We start from the raw sequence: 21,475 nt of genomic DNA on the forward strand, positions 1-21,475 counted from the left end.
TGGTGCGCCATTGGTTCGAGCCCAATGGACGACGGGGGCAGACAGCCCCCGTTGCATCCGCCGCAGATCAGTAAAGCCCGCCCGAACTCAGGGTGCCGAAATCGGCCTTCTTCGGGATCACCTTCTTCTGCCCGGTCGAGGTGGTGACCGTGGTGCCGCCCTCGTCCCCGCCAACCTCGCCATAGGCATAGAGCGGCAGATTCTGGCCCATCGCGAAACCGCCGTCGACCATCGCGCCGAGACCGAAGATCGGGATCGCGCCGTCGCGGAAGAACTCGGCCTGCGCGAAGTCGCCGCCGACGCCATCCGGCAGCCGCTCGCCGGTGAAGCGGTTGATGTTGATGAAATGCCCGCCCGGCGGAACCTTGAACTCCGTACCGCCGTATTTCTTCACCGCCTCTTCCATGAAGGCGTTGAAGACCGGCACGCAGAGCGTACCGCCATAGGCACCCTGGCCGAGCGTGCGCGGCTGGTCATAGCCCATGTAGCAACCCGCGACGATGTTCGACGTGAAGCCGATGAACCAGACATCCTTGGCGTCGTTCGTGGTGCCGGTCTTGCCGCCGACCGGCGCCGGCAAATGCACCCCCGAGCCCGATCCGCGCTGCACGACGCCCTGCAGCATCGAGGTGAGCTGGTAGGCGGTCACCGCGTCCATCACCCGCTCGCGGTTTGACACGATCCGCGGCGCGGCGCCGGGATCGAGACTCGCGAGCCGGCAATCGTCGCACTGGCGCTGGTCGTGGCGGTAGATCGTGCGGCCCCAGCGGTCCTGCACCCGGTCGACCAGCGTCGGCTCGACCCGCTCGCCGCCATTGGCGAACATCGCGTAGGCCGCAACCATCTTGAACAGCGTCGTCTCCTGCGAGCCGAGCGCGTTGGCGAGATAGGGAGAGAGCCGGTCATACACGCCGAACCGCTCGGCATAGCCCGCGACCGTGTCCATGCCGACCTCCTGGGCGATCCGGACGGTCATCAGGTTCCGCGACTGCTCGATCCCGGTCCGCATCGGGGTCGGGCCGTAATACTTGTTCGAGGCGTTCTTCGGCCGCCAGAGCCCCTGCGGCGTGTTCACTTCGATCGGCGCGTCGACCACGATCGTCGCGGGCGAGAAGCCCGAATCCAGTGCCGCGGCATAGACGAAGGGCTTGAACGCCGACCCCGGTTGGCGCTGCGCCTGGGTCGCGCGGTTGAAGACCGAGGACTGGTAGGAGAACCCGCCCTGCATCGCGAGCACGCGGCCGGTATTGACGTCCATCGCCATGAAGCCGCCCTGCACTTGCGGCACCTGGCGCAGCGACCAGCGCTGGAACGAGCCGTCGTCCTTTGCGAGGGCCGCGACCAGCACCACGTCGCCCTTCGAGACGAGATCGCCCGCGACCTTCGCCTTGGGCCCGAGTCGGCCGTCGGCCTGGCGCTTCTTCGCCCAGGTCACGTCCTCGGCGGGAATCCAGTGGCCGTCCTCGTCGTCCGAGACCCCCTCGATGCCGATCCGCGCGGCGCTTTCGCCGACCTCGAGCACCACCGCCGGCAGCCAGCCCTCCACGTCGCGCGGCACGTCGACCGCCGCCAGCGCGGCGCGCCAGGCCGCTTCGCTCTCCAGCTCCTCCGGCTTGAGCACCTTGCGGGTGCCGCGCCAGATCCCCTGCCGCCGGTCGAAGCTTTCGAGCGCCTCCTGCAGCGCGACCGCCGCCTGGCCCTGCATCTCGGGATCGACGGTGGCACGGATGGTCAGGCCGCCGCCGAAGAACTCCGCCTCACCGAAACTCTTGGAGAGCTGGCGGCGGATCTCGTCGGTGAAGTAGTCGCGCGGCGGCAGGCCGCCCTTGAACGACGGATAGTCGCCCGCCTGGACCGTCTTGAGCGGGGCCGCCGCCTCTTCATCGAGTGTCGCCCGGTCGATGTATCCGTTCTGGAACATCTCCCGCAGGACGTAGTTGCGCCGCTCGATCGCGGCATCCTTGTTCTTCACCGGATGATAGCTGTAGGGCGCCTTTGGCAGTGCAGCGAGATAGGCCGCCTCTCCGGGCGTCAGCTCCGCGAGCGTCTTGTTGAAATAGGTCTGCGATGCCGAGGCGACGCCGAAGGAGAGGAAGCCGAGGTCGATCTCGTTGAGATAGAGCTCGAGGATCTTGTCCTTGGGCAGCGTATCGACGAGCCGGGTGGCGAGGATCAGTTCCTTGACCTTGCGCTCGGCGGTGCGCTCACCGCCCAGAAGGAAATTCTTCGCCACCTGCTGCGGGATCGTCGAGGCGCCGCGCAGGGTCTTTCCGCGCGTGCGGATCGCATCCCAGAGCGCGCCGGCCATGCCGCGCGCGTCAAAACCCTTGTGGGTGTAGAAATTCTTGTCCTCGGCGGAGATGAAGGCCTCTTTGACGATATCCGGGATTTCCTCGACCGGCGCGAAGATCCGCCGCTCGGTGGCGAACTCGTCCATCAGCCGCCCCTCGCCGGAATAGATCCGGCTGATCGTCTTCGGCGTGTACTGCGCGAGGTATTCGTGATCCGGCAGGTCGCGGCCGTACATCCAGAACACCGCCCCGATCGACAACGCGGCAAAGACCGCGCCGGTGACGAGCCAGCTGAAGAAGCCGCCGAAGAATGACAGGATGAACCGGATCAAAGGGAACCCCATTTCTGAACGGGCCGTCTATACAGCGCCAGCGCCGGACGGTCAAAACAACTTCCGCCCCGCCCCCGTTCCCGGCGGCCCCTTGCCGCAAGGTCATCGCCGGATCAGCCGCGCCTCCGCGGCATCGGCGACGGCCCAGTCGTTGAGCGCAGCCAGAATCGCCTCCTGCATCGCCGCACGCCAGACCGGATCGGCAAGCCGCCTGCGGTCGCCCTCGGAGGACAGGAAACCGAGTTCCAGCAGCACCGAGGGAATGTCGGCCGATTTCAGCACCGAGAACTCAGCCTCCTGGATCGGGTGGCGGTGCATCCTGCCGCCTGTGGCGCTGATCGACGCGGCCAGTTCGCGCGCCAGACGCTCGGTGCGCGGCCGGGTCTCGGCGCGCGCCATGTCCATCATCACCGAGGCCACGACGTCGTCCTGGCCGCTCAGGTCCACCCCGGCCAGGAGGTCGGCCCGGTCATGGCGTTCGGCGAGCTTCGCCGAAGCCGCGTCGCTCGCCTCCTCGGCCAGCAGGTAGACCGTGGCGCCGATCGCCTCGCCCTCGGCCAGCGCGTCGGCATGGAGCGACAGGAACACGTCCGCCGAGGCCGCGCGCGCCGCGCTGATCCGCGCTTCCAGCGGAACGAAGTCGTCGGCCTCGCGGGTCAGCACCACGGTCATTCCCTCGTGCCGCAGCCGCTCGGCCAGTTCCTGCGCGAAGGACAGCGTCACATCGGCTTCGAGGATCTTGCCCACCTCGGCCCCGGGGTCGATGCCGCCATGGCCGGGGTCGAGCACCACGATCAACGGCGCCTCGCCGGTCTGGCGCCGTTTCGGCGCGCCCTGGGGCACGGGCGCCGGATCCGCCCAGCGCGCGCCCTCGGGCACACCGCCCGCCGTAAGCACCGCGAACTCGGCCACCGGCACCGGTTCCAGCCGCACCCGGATCGCCGCGCTGCGGTCGCCCGCGATCCGTTCCTCGGCGCTGGCGATCCTGTAGGGGCCGTCAAGCTCGGCCACGAGCCGCGACCAGCCCGCGCGGATCGGTCCCCAGCCAAGTTCGGTCACCCGCGCGGCGCTGTCGAGTTCCGCGGGCCGCGCCGCCGCGAAATCGACCTCGGCGAAATCGAGCACCAGCCGCGGCGGTTCGGCGAGGAGGAAGGCCCGGTAGGGCACCGGCTCGCTGATCGCGAGATCGAGCGCCACGCCTGCGCCCTCGTCGGCCACGCGCGACGCGGCGGGGTCGAGCTTTGCCAGCGACGCGGGCTCCTCGGCCTGCGCCGCGAACGCCGCGACGGCACAAAGCGCCCCGGCGAGCGCCGCCCGGACCCCATGGCCGACCATCAGGCCCGGTCCCCGCGCCGCGTCGCCATGAAGGCCTGCAGCCGCGCCAGCCCCTCGCGGATATCGGCGGTCGAGCGCGCGTAGGAGAAGCGCAGTGTCCGCTCCCCGCGTGCCGGGTCGAAGTCGAGCCCCGGCGTCACCGCGACGCCGGCCTCCCGCAGGATCTCGGCGGCGAAGCCGAGGCTGTCGTCGGTCAGGTCGGTGACATCGGCATAGATGTAGAACGCCCCGTCCGGCGGTGCGATCTTCGTGAACCCGGCCTTCGGCAGCCCTTCCAGCATCAGCCGCCGGTTCTCGGCATAGACCGCGCGGTTGGCCTCCAGTTCCGGCTCGCAGTCGAGCGCGGCAAGGGCGGCGACCTGGCTGGCATGGGGCGGGCAGATGAACATGTTCTGGGCCAGCCGCTCCACGGTGCGGACATGGTCGGGCGGCACGACCATCCAGCCGATCCGCCAGCCGGTCATCGAGAAATACTTGGAAAAGGAGTTGATCACATAGACGTCGTCCGAGATCTCCAGCGCCGATACGGCGCGCCCCTCGTAGTGGAGCCCGTGATAGATCTCGTCCGAGACGAAGGCGACGCCCTTCGCATGGGCGGCCTCGATGAGTTTGGCGAGTCCGGCGCGGTCGAGCATCGTTCCCGAGGGATTCGCCGGCGAGGCGACGATCAGCCCCTTGATGTCGTCGGGAATGTCCTCGGCCCGCGGCTGGTAGCGATCCTCGGGCCGGGTCTCGAGATCGACGGGCTTCAGGCTCAGCGCCTTGAGGATCTGCCGGTAGGAGGGATAGCCGGGCGCGCCGAGCGCCACCCTCTCGCCCGCGTCGAAGAGCGCGGTGAAGGCGAGGAGGAACGCGGCCGAGGAGCCCGCCGTCACCACGACGCGGGCGGGATCGAGCTCGACCCCGTACCAGCGCCTGTAGAGCCGCGCGATGCCCTCGCGCAGCGCCGGAAGGCCGAGCGCCACGGTGTAGCCGAGCGCGTCGCGCTCCATCGCGGCGGCGAGCGCGGCGCGGGCACCCTCCGGCGCAGGGGTCGAGGGCTGGCCGACCTCCATGTGGATGACGTGGCGGCCCGCCGCCTCTTCGGCGCGTGCGGCCTCCATCACGTCCATCACAATGAAGGGATCGACCACGGCACGGCTTGATAAGCGCATCTGCCCCTCTCTATCTTGGCCCGGAACCGGGTCCGTTCATTCCAGCCCCGGCGCTCGACGTCAATGCCCCAAGGCGCCGGGGTTGCGTCCGGGGCCGGAAAGGGCGAGACCAGAGACGCGACCGGGCGCGGCGGAACCGCGCCCACATTGAGGAATCGTGCATGAAACTCGCCCCGCTGGTGCTCGCCGCCACTCTCGCCACCCCCGCCGCCGCCTTCGACGTCTCGTCGATGAGCGATGCCGAACGTGAGGCGTTCCGCGCCGAGGTCCGATCCTACCTGCTCGAACACCCCGAGGTTCTCTCCGAGGCGATCGACGTCCTGCAGTCGCGCCAGGCGGAAGCCGCCGCGAACCAGGATCTCGCGCTCGTCAAGGCCAACGAGAGTGATCTCTTCGCCGACGGCCATTCCTTTGTCGGCGGCAACCCCGAAGGCAGCCTGACCGTCGTCGAGTTCATCGACTACCGCTGCGGCTACTGCCGCAAGGCCCACGCCGAGGTGGCAGAGCTGATCTCCTCGGACGGCGACATCCGCTACATCGTCAAGGAATTCCCGATCCTCGGCGAACAGTCGATGATCGCCTCGCGTTTCGCCATCGCCGCGCTCCAGACGCATGGCGAGGAGGTCTACCAGAAGATCAACGCGGGCTTCTACGAGAGCTTCCGGGGTGACGTGACCGAGGCGACGCTGGAATCCTTCGCCGACGAGCTTGGCTTCGACCCGGCCCCGGTGCTCGAGCGAATGAACGCGCCGGAGGTGACCAAGGTGATCGAGGAGAACCACCTCCTCGCCCAGCGCATGCAGATCTCGGGCACGCCCACCTTCGTCATGGGCGGCCAGATGCTGCGCGGCTACGCGCCGCTCGCGACCATGCAGGCGATCGTCGCCGAGGAACGCGGCTGAAGGCTCAGTCGCAGGCTCAGGCCCCTTCCGCCAGAGCCGGAACGGACCGGCGCGGCAGCAGCGCCAGCACGGCGAGCGAGGCGCCGCCCGCGAGGACGAAGAGCGCGGGCAGCGGCACCCAGCCGATCATCAGCCCCACGAGCATCGGCCCGACGAACTGCCCGGCCGACAGCAGGAGGAAGGTGAGCCCGAAGCCGACCGCCGGCGCTTCGGCCGAGAGGTCGAGGCTCCACATCCCGAGCGTCGCGGCCATGAACACGAAGAAGCCGCCGAAGACGAGTCCCGAGCCGAGAACCGCCACCGGCCCCTGCCCGGCCGCCAGCATGAGCGTCGCCACCGCGATCCCCGCCTGGAAGACGGCAAGCGACCGGATCGGGCCGATGCGGCCGACGATCCGGCCAGCGAAGGCGCCGGCGAAGCCCGCGAGGCCGACGAGGCTCCAGAATACCTGACCGAAGGTCGCCGGATCGAGCCGGTGGCCGGCAAGCACGATGGTGGTCCGGCCCGCCGTTACCAGATCGACCGAGAAGGCCCAGTAGATCGAGGTGGCGATGCCGATCAGGAAGGCGACGGCAAAGAGCCGCCCGCGCCCTCCCGTGGTCATCCAGCGCCAGTCCAGCTGGCCGAATCCACCGGCATTGCGCGCCGCGACCGGCGGCAGGATCGCCACGCACCAGAGCGTGGAAAGAAGCCCGAAGCCCGCGAAGATCGCCCAGGCCATGCGCCAGCTCTCGCCCAGCAGGATCGCCACCGGCCCGCTCAGCATCACGCCGAGGCTCGTGCCGGAATTGATGACCGAGTAGATCCCCTTCCGGCGCGGCGCCGTTACGAGCGTGACGATGATCTCTGAAAACGGTGTATAGGCGAGGCCGGGGCTCACGCCCGCGACGGTCACGCCGAGGATCAGCATCCAGGGCGCCGTGGCACCGGCGATGAGCGCCATGCCGAGCGCCGCCGCGAGCCCGCCAAGCAGGACCGAGAGGCGCGGCCCGACGCGGGTGGAAAGGTAGATGCCCGCCAGCGTGATCAGGAAATAGCTCGCATAGGAGGCCGCCGCCGTCAGTGCGAGCAGGCGGTCGGAGAGATCGAAGACCTCGCGGAACACCGGCAGGAACAGCCCGTAGGCATAGCGCGCGAGCCCGTAGCTCGTGGCCACAATGCAGACCCCCGGCGCGACGAGGCGGTAGTCGAGGAGCTTCACGCGGGCATCTGCGCCGCAGGCGCTTGAATTTCCGTGCATTCTCGAAATCTCGACTCTGAAGACCGGAACGGTCCGGCGAGCGCGATCATTGGCGCGGGCGGGCGCGAATCCTTTACCATTCGCGCCCTCCGCCGGCCGGATCGCGACTTCCGCCGCCGCCCCGCAACTGACACAGATCATGGCGTCCGGTGCGGGTGGCTGGTCCAAGGGGAATGCAGCTGCGACAGGATCCCGCCATGACCGCCCCCCTCGACAGCATCACCGTCCTCGACCTGACCCATGTTCTCGCCGGCCCCTTCGCCACGGCGACGCTCGGCGATCTCGGCGCCCATGTGATCAAGGTCGAACGGCCCGGCACCGGCGACGACACCCGCGCCTTTCCGCCGTTCAAGGGCGAGGAAAGCGCCTATTTCGCCGGGCTCAACCACGGCAAGCTCTCTATCGCGCTCGACCTCAAGGCCGGGGCCGACCGGGCGATCTTCGAGCGTCTCCTCGCCCGCGCCGACGTGATCCTGGAAAACTACCGCCCCGGCACGATGGAAAAGCTCGGCTATGGCTGGGACACGCTGTCGGCGCGTTTCCCGCGGTTGATCTACGGCGCGGTGTCGGGTTTCGGCCATACCGGGCCGGAGGCCGGAAAACCCGCGTATGACATGGTGGTGCAAGCGCGCGGCGGGGTGATGTCGATCACCGGCGAGGAAGGCGGGCCGCCGGTGCGCGTCGGCGCATCGATCGGCGATATCGTCGCGGGGATGTACCTGGTGCAGGGGGTGCTTGCCGCGCTGCTGCGCCGCGACCGCGACGGACGGGGTGCCAAGGTCGACATCTCGATGCTCGACGCCCAGCTCGCGATCATGGAGCACGCGGTCGCGATCACCTCCGTCTCGGGTAATCCACCCGGCCCGACCGGCGCGCGGCACCCGACGATCACGCCGTTCTCCACCTACCGCGCCGCCGACGGCTTCTTCGTCATCGCTGCTGGCAACGACGCGCTCTTCACCAAGCTCTGCGCCGCCCTCGGGCTCGACGACCTGCCCGCCGATCCGCGCTTCGCGAGCAACGCGGCCCGCTGCGAGAACGTGCATCTCCTCAAGCGCCTGATCGAGGCGGTGACGCTCGACCGCCCCCGCGCCCACTGGATCGCGGCGCTGGAGGCGGCGGGCGTGCCGACCGGCCAGGTCCAGAACATGGCCGAGGTGCTCACCGATCCGCAGCTTCTCGCCCGTCACATGGTGACCGAGGTTCCGGCCCGCCCCGGCGGTGCCGCCTTCACCGCCGCCGGCAACCCGATCAAGATGACCGGACTCGCCGATCCTGCTCCGCGCGGGCCGGCCCCGACGCTGGACGGTGACCGGGCGGCGGTTCTGGACTGGCTCGAAAGGGACTGAGACCGAGGCCGCCGCTCGCTCGGGCGGCCGCGCGTCACTTCATCATCGCCACGTCGGCATCGGTGGTGAAGATCATGTCCTCGCCGCCCGCGCCCATGTGGCAGGCGATGCAGCCGGCATCCGCGCCCTTGCCGACGAGCCCGGCCAACTGCATCCCCGCAGGGTTCTTGTCGAGCGAACCATCGGGCAGGTACTTGACCCAGAACCAGTTTCCGGTCTCGTCGTCATAGCCCTCGGCGCGCTGGAACATCACGGTGACGGCGCCGAGATGACCGGACGGATCGCCGAGCACCTCGTCGACGCTCACGCCTGCGGGGCCGTAGTTGCGCTTGACGATCAGCCTGCCGTCGTGGCCATCGACCGTCGCGCGGGTGTAGAAGGTCTCGAGCATCATGCCGTGGGGATCGGTGCCCTCATAGGGGAAGGCCATGATCGCGTTGTCGCCGACAAGCCGCTCGGCCACCATCACGTCCCAGAGAAGCGCCGCGTAGGCCGCATCCTCCTCGCTGCCGAAGGGGGCGTCCTGCGCCGCTGCGCCGGTCGCCGCGAAGGCCGCTGCCGCGGCGGTCGTGATAATGTGTCTCATGCTTCCCTCCCAGGTCCGGTTTCGCGTTCCCCAAGAGTAGCCGAGACCCTTTTCACGGCGGTTCAAGCCGCGGTGACCCATCGGCACGATCGCGTGACCGGCCACGGCCTCGTGAGCGATCGTGCATCGACAGGGGCGTGTTGCAGGCGGAGAATGCCCGCGGAGGTCGAACCGATGCACCTCGCCCTTGCGCTGCTCTTCGCACTCATTGTCCCCGCCGGTCCGGTAAGCGCAGATATCTGCGTCACCAATGCCGACCGGACCCGGCTGCTCTTCGTCGCCGAGACCGACGGCGGGATCCGTGTGATCGCCTGGCTCGACCCCGGCGGGCGGCTCTGCGCGGAGGGTGCCGGGTCAGGCCGCGTCAGCGTCTATGAGACCGAGGACAGCCTCGAAGGCTGCACCCGGCTCGTGCCGCCCGACGGCGCGGACGTGCTATTGCGCTACACCGCCTTCGACCGCTGCCTCTGGCAATCCCATCTCGACTGACCGGTCCTCCGTGCGGCAGAACCGCCAATTCTGACGGAGTTGAGCCGCCATCTGACGCGGACAGGCCTTGCCTTGGCGTCGCTCTGGCCTAGAAAGGCAATGCGCCAGGACATCCGGAGAAAGCCATGACCGACGATCCCCTCGTGATCTTCACGCCCTCGGGCAAACGCGGGCGGTTCGCGCCCGGCACGCCCGTCCTGACGGCCGCGCGACAGCTCGGCGTCGACCTCGACTCGGTCTGCGGCGGGCGCGGCATCTGCTCGAAATGCCAGATCACGCCGGGCTATGGCGAATTCCCCAAGCACGGCGTCACCGTGAGCGAGGGCGCGCTGTCGGAATGGAACGAGGTCGAGGCCCGCTACGACCGTATCCGCGGGCTGAAGGAAGGCCGGCGGCTCGGCTGCCAGGCCAAGGTCTGCGGCGACGTCGTGATCGACGTGCCGCCGGAAAGCCAGGTCCACCGCCAGGTGATCCGCAAGTCGGCGACCGTGCGGGACATCACGATGGATCCGGCGACCCATGCCTATTACGTCGAGGTCGTCGAGCCCGACATGCACGAACCCTCGGGCGACTTCCAGCGGCTCTGCGACGCGCTGCGCGACCAGTGGCAGATCGAGGGGCTCGAGGCCGATGCGAGCCTTCTCGGCAAGCTGCAGCCGGTGCTGAGGAAGGGCGAGTGGAAGGTCACGGTGGCGATCCACCGCGACCACCGCAACAAGCCGCGCGTCATCGACATCTGGCCGGGCTTCTGGGAGGGCCGGCTCTACGGCCTCGCGATCGACCTCGGGTCGACCACCATCGCCGCTCATCTGTGCGACCTCCGCAACGGCAACGTGCTGGCGTCCTCGGGCCTCATGAACCCGCAGATCCGCTTCGGCGAGGACCTTATGAGCCGGGTGAGCTACGCGATGATGAATCCGGGCGGCGACCGGGAGATGACCAATGCCGTCCGCACCGCGATCAACGGGCTTGCCCAGGCGATCGCCACCGAGGCGCATGTCGATCCGGGCCAGATCGTCGAGACGGTTTTCGTCTGCAACCCGGTGATGCACCACCTGTTGCTCGGCATCGACCCGGTGGAGCTCGGCCAGGCGCCCTTCGCGCTCGCGACCTCCGAGAGCCTGTCGCTCGCTGCCCGCGATCTCGACCTCACCGCCATCCACCGCAATGCGCGGGTCTATGTGCTGCCCTGCATCGCCGGCCATGTCGGCGCCGACTGCGCCGCCGTGGCGCTCTCGGAAGAACCGAACAAATCCGAGGACATGGTGCTGATCGTCGACGTCGGCACCAATGCCGAGATCCTTCTCGGTAACAAGGACCGCGTCCTCGCCTGTTCCTCCCCCACCGGCCCCGCCTTCGAGGGCGCGCAGATCAGCGCGGGCCAGCGCGCCGCGCCCGGCGCCATCGAGCGGGTCGAGATCGACCCCGCGACCAAGGAGCCGCGCTTCCGCGTCATCGGCTGCGACCTCTGGTCTACCGACGAGGGCTTTGCCGAGGCGACCGCCCAGACCGGCATCACCGGCATCTGCGGCTCGGGCATCATTGAGGTCGTGGCCGAGATGCGGATGGCGGGCATCCTCGACGCCGGCGGCCTGATCGGCTCGGCCGAGCAGGTCGGCACCGCGCGTTGCGTCGCGACCGGGCGGACCAACGCCTATGTGCTCCACGACGGCACCGCCGCGGGCGGGCCGCTGATCACGGTCACGCAGGGCGATATCCGCGCGATCCAGCTCGCTAAGTCGGCGCTCTATGCGGGCGCGCGGCTCCTCATGGACGAGCTGAACATCGACAAGGTCGATCGGGTCGTGCTCGCCGGTGCGTTCGGCGCCCATATCTCGCCGAAACATGCTATGGTTCTTGGCATGATACCCGATTGCCCGCTCGACAAGGTGACCTCCGCCGGCAACGCCGCCGGCACCGGCGCGCGCATCGCGCTGAGCAACATCGCCTCGCGCGCCGCGATCGAGGAGGAAGTCGGTCGCATCTACAAGGTCGAGACGGCGATCGAGCCGCGCTTCCAGGAGCATTTCGTGGCCGCCAACGCGATTCCGCACGCGACCGCGCCGTTCCCGGAACTGGCGGCGATCATGACCCTGCCGGATGTCAGCTTCAACACCGCGGGCTCGGGCGCCGAAGGCGGCCGACGCCGCCGGAAAGGATGACGGCGGACCCGATCGCCGAACTGCTCGCGGGCGTCGCCCGCGCCGACCGCGAGTGCTTTCGTAGGCTTTACTCCGAGACCGGAGGCAAACTCTTCGGGGTTTGCCTCCGTATCCTTGGTAACCGGAGCGAGGCCGTGGACGCACTCAAGGAAGTGTTCGCGCGGGCCTGGCAGGACGCCCGCCGTTTCGATGCGTCGAAGGGCGACGGCATGGTCTGGCTCGTCGCGATAGCCCGCGACCATGCCATCGACCGGCTCCGCGCCCGTCCGGCGCGGGCCACCGACGGCGCTGCGCCGCCGGACCGTGCCGAAGTCCTGCCCGATTCCGAAGCGCCGGCCGCAAAGGGCGCGGCGCGGCGCCTCGCCGATTGTCTCGAACTGATCGACCCGGCCCGCTCCGCCGCCCTGCGCAGCGCCTATCTCAGCGGGTTGAGCACCGAAGCCCTCGCGCACCACCAAGACGTGCCCCTCGACACGATGCGGTCCTGGCTCCGCCAGGGGCTGGCGAAACTGAAGGAGTGCATGGAGGCATGAACGAACCCGCCAGCGACATGCCCGAACGCGAGGCGCTTGCAGCCGAATATGTCCTCGGCACGCTCGCCCTGCCCGAACGGCTCGCGGCGGAGGCGCTGGTCGACAGCGATACGAACTTCGCCCGGCTGGTCGATGAATGGCGGGACCGGCTCTCCCCGCTCAACGCCGGATACGCGCCGGTAATGCCGCCTCCCGGCCTTCTCGAGGCGGTCGAGAAGCGGCTCTTTCCGGAGCCCGAGGCGCCGCATCGACGCCCGTGGCTCTGGGGCGTTCTCGCCGCGGCCGCGCTTGCCGCGCTCGCCCTCGTCACGGTTCTGCCAACAGCCCGGCCGCCAGCCGCGATCGTGGTGACTTTGACCGGCGAGAACCAGCCGCTCGTCATCGACGCCCGCTTCGACCCGGAGGCGGGCGAACTGACGATCACCCGCAGCGCTGGCCCGGCCGCTGCGCCCGGCCAGGACCACGAACTCTGGCTCATCCCCGAGGGCGAAGCGCCGATCTCGATCGGCCTCGTTCGCGAGGGCGACCTGACGATCCCGATCGCGACCCTGCCCGCCGGCACCACGCTCGCCGTCACGCTCGAAGCCGAGGGCGGCGCGCCGACAGGCGCCGCGACCGGCACGCCCCTCGTCTCTGCCCTGATCGGCGGGAGTTGAACGGCGGTCGGTCACCGTCGCGAAGACGCACGGGCGAGGGATCGGTCAAGCGCCCCAGGCCTTCAGCACCTCTTCCGGGTCGAGCGGCCGCACCTGCGACCCCTCGGCGATCCGCCCCGGCGTGCGGCCGAGCCGCGGCGCCGGCGCGGGCTGGGTCACACCCTCGTGGCACACATAGGTGCCTCGCGCGGCGTTGTGGGGATGGCCCGGCGCCTCGGCGAGCGTGAGGACCGGCGCGAGACAAGCATCCGATCCTTCCATGCGCGCCGCCCATTCGTCGCGGCTTTTCCCGGCAATCCGGGCGGCAATGATCGCGCGCAGTTCCGGCCAGCGCGACCGGTCCCCCTGCGCCTGCAGATCGGCAAGGTCGAGCCCGAGGTGCTCCACGAGTTCGGCCCAGAATTTCGGCTCGATCGCGCCCACCGCGACGAAGCCACCACAGCTGCATTGGTAGACCCGGCAGAACGGCGCCGCTCCGTCGAGCACGTTGGCCTCGCGCGCGGCCTGCCACTGCCCGCCCGAGGCCATCCCCTGTATCATCGACATCAGATGCGCGGTGCCGTCGCTGATCGCGGCATCCACGACCTGCCCCTTCCCGCTCCGGGCCGCTTCCAGGAAGGCGCAGACCATGCCGTAGGCGAGATACATGCCCCCGCCGCCGAAATCGCCCAGGAGATTCAAGGGCGGCACCGGCCGCTCGGCCGGCCCGATCGCGTGAGGTGCCCCCGACAGGGCGATGTAATTGATATCGTGGCCGGCGGCCTCGGCAAGCGGCCCCGCCTGCCCCCAGCCGGTCATGCGCCCGTAAACCAGCCGCGGATTGTCAGCGAAGTCATCGGGTCCGAGCCCCAACCGCTCCATCACGCCGGGTCGCAGCCCTTCGATCAGCCCGTCGGCCCGCCTGATGAGCCGCCGCGCCGTGTCGCGCCCCTCGACCGACTTCAGATCGAGCGTCACGAAGCCCCGGCCGCGGTTGAGGATGTCGTAGTCGAGCCCAAGGAGCGACCGGTTCCCCGGCCGCTCGATCCGCACCACCTCGGCCCCCATGTCCGCCAGCAGCAGCGCCGCGAAGGGCGTGGGCCCGAGCCCGGCAATCTCGACGATCCTGAGCCCGTCGAGCGGCCCGGTCATGCCGAGGCCTTCTCTTCGAGCATCAGCCACTCCTCCTCGGCGGCGGCAAGCGAGGCCTGACGCTCGGCCAGCCCCTCGGATGCGCGGCGGAACTTGTCCGGATGCTGGGAGAAGAGATTGGGATCGGAGAGGAAGTCGGAGAGCTTGCCGATCTCGGCTTCAAGCTTTTCGATGATACCGGGCAGCGCGTCGAGCCGGTGCTTCTCGGTGAAGGTCAGCCCCGGCGCGGTCCTTTTTGCCTTCGGCTCCGGCATGGCCGCGGGCTTCGACGCCGGCCTCACAGCCTTGGCGGGTTCATCCGACCCGCGCTGCGCCTGATAATCGGTCCAGCCGCCGGCATAGGTCACGGCACGCCCGTCACCCTCCATCGCGATTGTCGTCGTTGCCACCCGGTCGATGAAATCGCGGTCGTGGCTGACCAGCAGCACGGTGCCGTCGTAGTCGCCGAGAAGATCCTGCAGAAGGTCCAGGGTCTCGACGTCGAGGTCGTTCGTCGGCTCGTCGAGGATCAGGAGGTTCGACGACTTCGCCATGATCCGCGCCAAGAGAAGCCGCGCCCGCTCCCCGCCCGAGAGCGATCCGATCGGTGCCCGCGCCTGCGCCTCGTCGAAGAGGAAGTCCTTGAGATAGGCCACGACATGCTTCGGCGTGCCGCGCACCATGACCTGGTCCGAGCGCCCCGAAACCGCCATGTCGGGATCGTTCACGAGCCCGTCCCAGAGCGTCACCGAGAAATCGAGCGCAGCCCGCGCCTGGTCGAAGACCGCGATCTCGAGATTGGTGCCGAGCCGCACGGCCCCTTCATCGGGTGCGACCTCGCTCGTCAGCATCTTGAGAAGCGTGGTCTTGCCGACCCCGTTCGGTCCGACAAAAGCCACCCGGTCGCCGCGCAGCACCTTCAGGTCGAAGGGCCTGAGGATCCGCTTATCCCCGAACGCCTTGGCGATCCCCTTGGCCTCGATCACCAGCTTGCCAGAGACCTGCCCGGACTCGAGCGCCATATCCGCCGTTCCCTGGCGCCGGATCATCGCCGCGCGTTCGGCGCGCATCGCCTGCAAGGCGCGGAGCCGGCCCTGGTTGCGCTTGCGCCGGGCCGAAATCCCCTCGACCGCCCATCGCCCTTCGGACTTGATCCTGCGTTCGAGCTTGTGGCGGGCAAGATCCTCCTCGGCCCAGACCGTCTCGCGCCAGTCCTCGAAGGCCTCGAAGCCGCGCTCGTTGCGCCGGACCCTGCCGCGGTCGATCCAGAGCGTCGCCCGCGTCAGCGCCCGCAGGAACGCCCGATCGTGGCTGATGAGGACGAAGGCCGCGCGGGTCTCCTTCAGCTCCGCCTCGAGCCAACGGATCGCCTCGATGTCGAGATGGTTCGTCGGCTCGTCGAGCAGCATCAGCTCCGGCGCCTCGGCCAGAAGTTTCGCGAGCGCCGCGCGCCGCCGCTCGCCGCCGGAGGCTGCCGCGACCGGCGTCGCGGGGTCGAACTTCAGCCCCTCGGCCACGACCGCGACGCGGTAGGCTTCGCCCTCGGGCAGGCCCGAGGCGGCGAAATCGCCGAGCGTGGCAAAGGCCGACAGGTCCGGCTCCTGCTCCATGTAGCCCACGGTCACGCCGGGCGGCACGACCCGGGTCCCGGCATCGGCCTCGACGAGCCCCGCCATGACCTTCATCAGCGTCGACTTGCCCGATCCGTTGCGGCCCACAAGAGCCACCCGGTCGCCCGGCTGGACGACGAGATCGAGCCCGTCGAAAACGGGATTGCCGCCGAAGGTCAGCGTGATGGAGGAAAGCTGGAGAAGCGGTGCGCGTGCCATGGACGCTGAGCTACCCGGCCTGAGGAGTGCCGTCAACGGCCTCACTTTCTGTCCGAAAATACTCCGGGGGAGTCGCCGTGTCCCGCGGCGACGGGGGCAGCGCCCCCTACTCCGCCGCCGCCTTCGCCGCCTCGATCTCGGCCGCGCGGGCTTCCACGAGGTCGACGATATGATCGATCATCTTGTCGTTCGACAGCTTGTGGTCCTGTTTGCCCGCCAGATAGATCATGCCCGATCCCGCCCCGCCGCCGGTGAAGCCGATATCGGTCATCAGCGCCTCGCCCGGCCCGTTCACCACGCAGCCGATGATCGAGAGCGACATCGGCGTCTTGATGTGCTCGAGCCGTTTCTCCAGCGCCTCGACGGTCTTGATCACGTCGAAGCCCTGCCGCGCGCAGGACGGGCAGGAGATGATCTGCACCCCGCGCGTCCTGAGACCGAGGGATTTCAGGATCTCGTAGCCGACCTTCACCTCCTCGACCGGATCGGCCGAAAGGCTGACGCGGATCGTGTCGCCGATCCCGGCCCAGAGGAGATTGCCGAGCCCGACCGCCGACTTGACCGTGCCGGAAACGAGGCCGCCCGCCTCGGTGATGCCGAGGTGGATCGGCGCATCCGTCGCCTCGGCCAGTTGCTGGTAGGCGGCGGCGGCGAGAAAGACGTCGGAGGCCTTGCAGGAGATCTTGAACTCGTGAAAGTCGTTGTCCTGCAAGAGCTTGATATGATCGAGCCCGCTTTCCACCATCGCGTCCGGGCAGGGCTCGCCATACTTGTCGAGAAGGTGCTTTTCGAGGCTGCCGGCGTTCACCCCGATGCGGATCGAGCAGCCGTGGTCCTTGGCCGCCTTCACCACCTCGCGCACCCGCTCGGCCGAACCGATATTGCCGGGATTGATCCTGAGGCAGGCGGCGCCCGCTTCGGCCGCCTCGATGGCACGGCGATAATGGAAATGGATGTCGGCCACGATCGGCACCGGGCTTTCGCGGACGATCTCGCGCAGCGCGCGGGTGGAGGCTTCGTCCGGCGTCGAGACGCGGACGATGTCGGCCCCGGCCGCGGCGGAACGCAGCACCTGGTCAACCGTCGCCCTCACGTCGGAGGTGATCGTGTTGGTCATGGTCTGGACCGTGATCGGCGCGTCACCGCCCACCGGGACGTCGCCGACCATGATCCGGCGCGACTTGCGCCGGGCGATGTCGCGCCAGGGTCGGATCGGATTGTGGGACATGTCAGCCTCGGCTCTGACTCGCGGGGATCGCGCTCTAGATAGACCGCCCGGCGCCACTCGGCAATGACAGCGTCACTCAGTGGCGGGTTCGGCGGCGCCCGCCGCACCGGCATCGGCGACGGCGACGAACTGCGCGAGATCGGCGTCCTGCGAGAGATCGGCCACCGCGAACTTCGCCGTGAGAGCTTCCGGCGAGAGCTCGACGTTTCTGGTGACGACGCCCTGGCGACCGGCGGGGCCATAGGTCTGGCCATTGACCGCGAAATAAAGCGCCCCGGACTCGCCGACGCGAAGGATCGGGGCCTCTTCGAGCTTCGGCAGCGCGAACCGCTCGCCGGAATCGAGGATCTTCTCGAAGATCACGCTGCCATCGGCAGCCTGGACCCGTACCCAGGCCGGGCGGACCGCCAGCAGTTCGACCGCCGGCGCATCGGCCGCGACGACCTGAACAGGCGTTTCGCCGAGCGCAGCCGTCACCGCGCCGTCGATTGCGGAGGCGGTCGATGCGACAGGAGCCCAGGCGTTCGCAGGCGTGGCAGCCGCAACAGCCATCTCGGGCGCAGGCGCCATGTCCGCAAGCGCGCCCACGGTGCGCGGATCAATCGAGGCGATCGGCCCATCGCGCGCCACGAGCACAGGCACATCGAGCGCCTCGGGCCGGTAGAGCCGGTCGAAAGCCTCTGGCGCCGGCGGAAGCGCCTCCTGCCCCGGAAGTGCTGCAAGCGCCAGTTCGCCATCCTCGGCCTGATCGGCTGCGTGGCCGCCGACTCCCGCCAGCGGATCAAGCTCGGCCGTCACGCCAGGCGCCTGGTCGACCGGCGAAAGCTGCACCTTCTGCACTTCCTGCAGAACCGTCCAGCCGCCATAGCCGATGCCGCCGATCAGCATAAGAAGCACCATGATCGAGCCGATCGCGCGGGGCTCCACCCCGGACAGGGCGGGTCCGCCGCGCGGCACGAAGAGCGCGTTGGGGTTGGCGAGCGGCTCGCTGTATTCGATCTTCTTGCGCGTGGGCTTCGGCCCCGAGGCCGCGAGCGACATGCCGTGGGCGACGGTGAAATTCGCCTCCTGGCAGAACCGCTTGAACGCCCATTCGGGATCCATGCCGAGATAGCGCGCATAGGAACGCACATAGCCCGCGACGAAACCGGGCGTCTCGAAGGCCGAGACATCGGCGTTCTCGATCGCGGCGATGTAGCTCGCCTTGATTTTCAGCTCGCGCTGTACGTCGAGAAGAGACTTCGCGAGCGTCGCGCGCTCGCCGCGCATCACGTCGCCGAGCCGCAGTTCGAAATCGTCAAACCCCTTGGGTTTGTCCAAGTCCTGCGTGGAAGGAGGTGTCCTCCGCCCGATCATGCCTGCTGCCCCGTCTCTTGTATCCGCGCGACTGCCGATTCGTCGGCTCGTGCGCCGTCCTATTGAAGATTCCATAGCACAGGGCAAGGTAGATTGCGACTGTGGATGCCCTCAGGCCGTCAGTTCGGCGCGATTCAAGGCGCAGTGTGACCACAGTTTATCCATCGCGCGGACCAGCCGGTCGATGTCGTCCATCGAATGCACCGGCGAGGGCGTGAAGCGCAGCCGCTCGGTGCCGCGCGGCACGGTGGGGAAGTTGATCGGCTGGACATAGATCCCGTAGTCCTGCAGCAGCATGTCCGAGATCTTCTTGCAGTGCACCGGATGGCCGACATGGACCGGCACGATATGGGTGCCGTGGTCGATGATCGGCAGGCCCAGCGCCTTCAGCCGGGTCTTCAGCACCCGCGCGTGTTCCTGCTGCTTGTCGCGCAGCGACTGGTCGGTCTTGAGGTGCCGCACGCTCGCCGCCGCCCCCGCCGCCACCGCCGGCGGGATCGAGGTCGTGAAGATGAAGCCCGGCGCATAGGAGCGGATCGCGTCGACCATCTTCGCGGTCGCGGCGATATAACCGCCCATCACGCCATAGGCCTTGGCGAGCGTCGCATTGATGATATCGATCCGGCCCATCAGTCCGAGCTTCTCGGCCACACCGCCGCCGCGCGGGCCGTACATGCCGACTGCATGGACCTCGTCGAGATAGGTCAGCGCGCCGAATTCCCGGGCGAGGTCGCAGATCGCCTCCATCGGGCAAATGTCGCCATCCATCGAATAGACCGATTCGAAGGCGATGAGCTTCGGCGCGGCCGGGTCATCGGCCTCGAGCAGTTCGCGCAGATGCGCCAGGTCGTTGTGGCGGAACACACGCTTGGCGCCGCCGTTGCGGCGGATGCCCTCGATCATCGAGGCGTGGTTCAGCTCGTCGGAATAGATGATCAGGCCCGGAAAGAGCTTCGGCAGCGTCGAGAGAGTAGCATCGTTGGCGATATAGGCCGAGGTGAAGACGAGCGCCGCTTCCTTGCGGTGCAGGTCTGCAAGCTCGGCCTCGAGCGCCTTGTGATAGATCGTGGTGCCGGAGATGTTGCGCGTCCCGCCCGAACCTGCGCCGGTCGATTCGAGCGCCTCGTGCATCGCACCAAGCACCGCCGGATGCTGGCCCATGCCGAGGTAGTCGTTGCCGCACCAGACGGTGATGTCCTTTTGCGTCCCGTCGGGACGGCGCCACACGGCTTTGGGATACTGGCCTTTCTGCCGCTCGATATCGATGAAGGTCCGGTAGCGGCCTTCCTCATGCAGCCGCGAAAGGGCTGCGTCGAGTTGAGCTTCGTAGTCCATATCCATCTCCCGGCTCTTCATCGGTCATACAGAAGACCTAAGCCCCCTGTCCGCGCCGGTCCTTGATAAAGGTCAATACCAGCGATGGCGAGGGTACAATTTGCCGCCCCCCGCCCTCTCTTACGCCATTTGCGACCACCTACGCCGAACTGGACAGGCGGCGTATCGCTGATACGCTTCTAACCGAACCAGAGAGGAGATCACGCGATGAGCATTGAGACCGTTCTGGACAAGATCGACGCCAACCTGCCCGAAGCGACAGAGCGACTGTTCGATCTCTTGCGCATCAAGTCGATCTCGACCGATCCGGCCTACGCCGCCGATTGCGCGAAGGCCGCGGATTGGCTCGCGGCAGAACTGAGCGCGCTTGGCTTCGACGCCGCTGCGCGCGCCACGCCCGGACATCCGATGGTCGTCGGTCACGCGGGCGGTAGCGGCCGGCACCTTCTCTTTTATGGCCATTACGACGTGCAGCCGGTCGATCCCCTCGACCTCTGGCACCGCGACCCGTTTGATCCGGCGATCGAGGACACGCCCAAAGGCAAGGTGATCCGCGGCCGCGGAGCGTCGGACGACAAGGGTCAATTGATGACCTTCATCGAGGCCTGCCGGGCCTGGAAGGCGGTGCACGGCACCCTGCCCGGTCGCCTCACGGTCCTTCTTGAGGGAGAAGAGGAATCCGGTTCGCCGTCGCTGGCCCCTTTCCTGAAAGACCATGCCGACGAGTTGGCCGCAGACCTCGTTCTTGTCTGCGATACCGGCCTTTTTGACGACCGCTCCCCGGCAATCGAGATGATGCTGCGCGGCATCCTGGCGCTGGAAATCGTGATCCGGGGCGCCGACCGGGATCTGCATTCGGGGCTTTACGGCGGCCCGGCGATCAATCCGATCCGGGTCCTGACGCGGATCCTCAGCGACCTGCATGACGACGACGGCCGGATCACGCTGCCCGGCTTCTACGACGATGTCGATGAATTGCCCGACGACGTCCGCGCGCAGTGGCAGCGGCTGAACTTCAACCATGAACGGTTCCTCGAAGCGGTCGGTCTTTCGGTTCCCGCCGGCGAACAGGATCGCACGCCGCTGGAGATGGTCTGGTCGCGCCCGACGCTTGACGTGAACGGCATCGCGGGCGGTTATGCCGGCGCCGGCTTCAAGACGGTGCTGCCGGCGGAGGCCCGCGCGAAGCTGTCGTTCCGCCTGGTCTCGCGCCAGGATTCGAGGAAGATCGAGGAGGCTTTCCGCGCCTATGTCGCCTCGCAACTGCCAGCCGACTGCACCGCCGAAATCACGACCGCCGTCGCCGCCCCGGCCGCAGTCAACGACCTTTCCGATCCCGCCTTCGAACTGGCACGGGCAGCGCTGGCCGAGGAGTGGCAGCTTCCCGCGAGCTATACCGGCAGCGGCGGCTCGATCCCGGTCGTGAGCCTGTTCAAGTCGATACTCGGCCTCGATTCCCTGATGGTCGGCTTCGGCCGGAACAGCGACCAGATTCACAGTCCCAATGAGAAGTACGACGTGGAGAGCTTCCACAAGGGAATGCGAAGCTGGGCCCGCATCCTCCACGCGCTGAACGCATAGCGGCGCC

General features: G+C 68.4%; 17 protein-coding genes. 7 read left to right on the plus strand and 10 right to left on the minus strand.

Annotated elements, in window-relative coordinates; genetic code table 11:
- Positions 1-67: 67 nt before the first annotated feature.
- The 3 genes from OEZ60_RS17130 to OEZ60_RS17140 form a co-directional block, all read right to left on the minus strand.
- Positions 68-2,623: a penicillin-binding protein 1A gene (locus OEZ60_RS17130; RefSeq protein ID WP_263338946.1), complete on the minus strand. Its 2,556-nt coding sequence runs from the start codon at positions 2,621-2,623 to the stop codon at positions 68-70.
- A 102-nt stretch (positions 2,624-2,725) separates the two neighbouring features.
- Positions 2,726-3,958: an N-acetylmuramoyl-L-alanine amidase gene (locus tag OEZ60_RS17135; RefSeq protein WP_263338837.1), complete on the minus strand. Its 1,233-nt coding sequence runs from the start codon at positions 3,956-3,958 to the stop codon at positions 2,726-2,728.
- The gene (locus tag OEZ60_RS17140; RefSeq protein WP_263338839.1) at positions 3,958-5,112 is read right to left on the minus strand and encodes a pyridoxal phosphate-dependent aminotransferase; all 1,155 of its coding nucleotides are present in this window, start codon (positions 5,110-5,112) and stop codon (positions 3,958-3,960) included. The genes OEZ60_RS17135 and OEZ60_RS17140 overlap by 1 nt, the downstream gene beginning before the upstream one ends.
- A 161-nt stretch (positions 5,113-5,273) precedes the next feature.
- Between OEZ60_RS17140 and OEZ60_RS17145 the strand changes: the two genes are divergently transcribed.
- Positions 5,274-6,014 carry a DsbA family protein gene (locus OEZ60_RS17145; protein WP_263338842.1) on the plus strand — a complete coding sequence of 247 codons (741 nt, stop codon included), beginning with the start codon at positions 5,274-5,276 and terminating at the stop codon, positions 6,012-6,014.
- A 16-nt stretch (positions 6,015-6,030) separates the two neighbouring features.
- Here OEZ60_RS17145 and OEZ60_RS17150 read toward each other — a convergent pair whose 3' ends face one another.
- Positions 6,031-7,254, minus strand: coding sequence for an MFS transporter (locus OEZ60_RS17150; protein ID WP_263338845.1), 1,224 nt, complete (start codon positions 7,252-7,254; stop codon positions 6,031-6,033).
- 197 nt (positions 7,255-7,451) lie between these two features.
- Here OEZ60_RS17150 and OEZ60_RS17155 point away from each other — a divergent pair, with 197 nt between their 5' ends.
- Positions 7,452-8,603, plus strand: a complete 1,152-nt coding sequence (locus OEZ60_RS17155; protein ID WP_263338848.1) for a CaiB/BaiF CoA transferase family protein — start codon at positions 7,452-7,454, stop codon at positions 8,601-8,603.
- 34 nt (positions 8,604-8,637) lie between these two features.
- On the opposite strand, the gene OEZ60_RS17160 is transcribed toward OEZ60_RS17155, so the two are convergent.
- Positions 8,638-9,189 carry a cytochrome P460 family protein gene (locus OEZ60_RS17160; protein ID WP_263338851.1) on the minus strand — a complete coding sequence of 184 codons (552 nt, stop codon included), beginning with the start codon at positions 9,187-9,189 and terminating at the stop codon, positions 8,638-8,640.
- A 174-nt stretch (positions 9,190-9,363) separates the two neighbouring features.
- Between OEZ60_RS17160 and OEZ60_RS17165 the strand changes: the two genes are divergently transcribed.
- The 4 genes from OEZ60_RS17165 to OEZ60_RS17180 all read left to right on the plus strand — a co-directional run bounded on the left by OEZ60_RS17165 (position 9,364) and on the right by OEZ60_RS17180 (position 13,029).
- Positions 9,364-9,678: a hypothetical protein gene (locus tag OEZ60_RS17165; protein ID WP_263338854.1), complete on the plus strand. Its 315-nt coding sequence runs from the start codon at positions 9,364-9,366 to the stop codon at positions 9,676-9,678.
- Positions 9,679-9,803: 125 nt separating this feature from the next.
- Entirely contained in the window at positions 9,804-11,840 is a 2,037-nt protein-coding gene (locus OEZ60_RS17170) for an ASKHA domain-containing protein (protein ID WP_263338857.1), read from the plus strand.
- On the plus strand, positions 11,837-12,373 hold the full coding sequence (locus tag OEZ60_RS17175) for a sigma-70 family RNA polymerase sigma factor (protein WP_263338860.1): 537 nt from the start codon (positions 11,837-11,839) through the stop codon (positions 12,371-12,373). Before OEZ60_RS17170 ends, OEZ60_RS17175 begins: the two co-directional genes overlap by 4 nt.
- Complete coding sequence (locus OEZ60_RS17180; RefSeq protein WP_263338863.1) at positions 12,370-13,029, plus strand: anti-sigma factor; 660 nt, start codon at positions 12,370-12,372, stop codon at positions 13,027-13,029. Before OEZ60_RS17175 ends, OEZ60_RS17180 begins: the two co-directional genes overlap by 4 nt.
- A 45-nt stretch (positions 13,030-13,074) precedes the next feature.
- On the opposite strand, the gene OEZ60_RS17185 is transcribed toward OEZ60_RS17180, so the two are convergent.
- The 5 genes from OEZ60_RS17185 to hemA form a co-directional block, all read right to left on the minus strand.
- On the minus strand, positions 13,075-14,160 hold the full coding sequence (locus OEZ60_RS17185) for a CaiB/BaiF CoA transferase family protein (protein ID WP_263338866.1): 1,086 nt from the start codon (positions 14,158-14,160) through the stop codon (positions 13,075-13,077).
- Positions 14,157-15,968, minus strand: a complete 1,812-nt coding sequence (locus OEZ60_RS17190) for an ABC-F family ATP-binding cassette domain-containing protein (protein ID WP_263338868.1) — start codon at positions 15,966-15,968, stop codon at positions 14,157-14,159. The genes OEZ60_RS17185 and OEZ60_RS17190 overlap by 4 nt, the downstream gene beginning before the upstream one ends.
- A gap of 106 nt (positions 15,969-16,074) precedes the next feature.
- A complete protein-coding gene (ispG, locus tag OEZ60_RS17195; protein WP_263338870.1) occupies positions 16,075-17,196 on the minus strand; it encodes a flavodoxin-dependent (E)-4-hydroxy-3-methylbut-2-enyl-diphosphate synthase in 1,122 nt (373 codons plus the stop codon).
- A 72-nt stretch (positions 17,197-17,268) separates the two neighbouring features.
- Positions 17,269-18,552 (minus strand): helix-turn-helix domain-containing protein, encoded by a 1,284-nt coding sequence (locus OEZ60_RS17200; RefSeq protein WP_263338872.1) that lies wholly within the window; start codon positions 18,550-18,552, stop codon positions 17,269-17,271.
- A gap of 111 nt (positions 18,553-18,663) precedes the next feature.
- A complete protein-coding gene (gene hemA, locus OEZ60_RS17205; protein ID WP_263338874.1) occupies positions 18,664-19,887 on the minus strand; it encodes a 5-aminolevulinate synthase in 1,224 nt (407 codons plus the stop codon).
- A 207-nt stretch (positions 19,888-20,094) separates the two neighbouring features.
- Here hemA and OEZ60_RS17210 point away from each other — a divergent pair, with 207 nt between their 5' ends.
- Positions 20,095-21,468 (plus strand): M20/M25/M40 family metallo-hydrolase, encoded by a 1,374-nt coding sequence (locus tag OEZ60_RS17210; RefSeq protein WP_263338877.1) that lies wholly within the window; start codon positions 20,095-20,097, stop codon positions 21,466-21,468.
- The last annotated feature ends 7 nt before the right edge of the window (positions 21,469-21,475 follow it).

Origin of the sequence: Albidovulum salinarum (assembly GCF_025673475.1) — a bacterium.
In the GTDB taxonomy this organism is placed as follows: domain Bacteria; phylum Pseudomonadota; class Alphaproteobacteria; order Rhodobacterales; family Rhodobacteraceae; genus Albidovulum; species Albidovulum salinarum.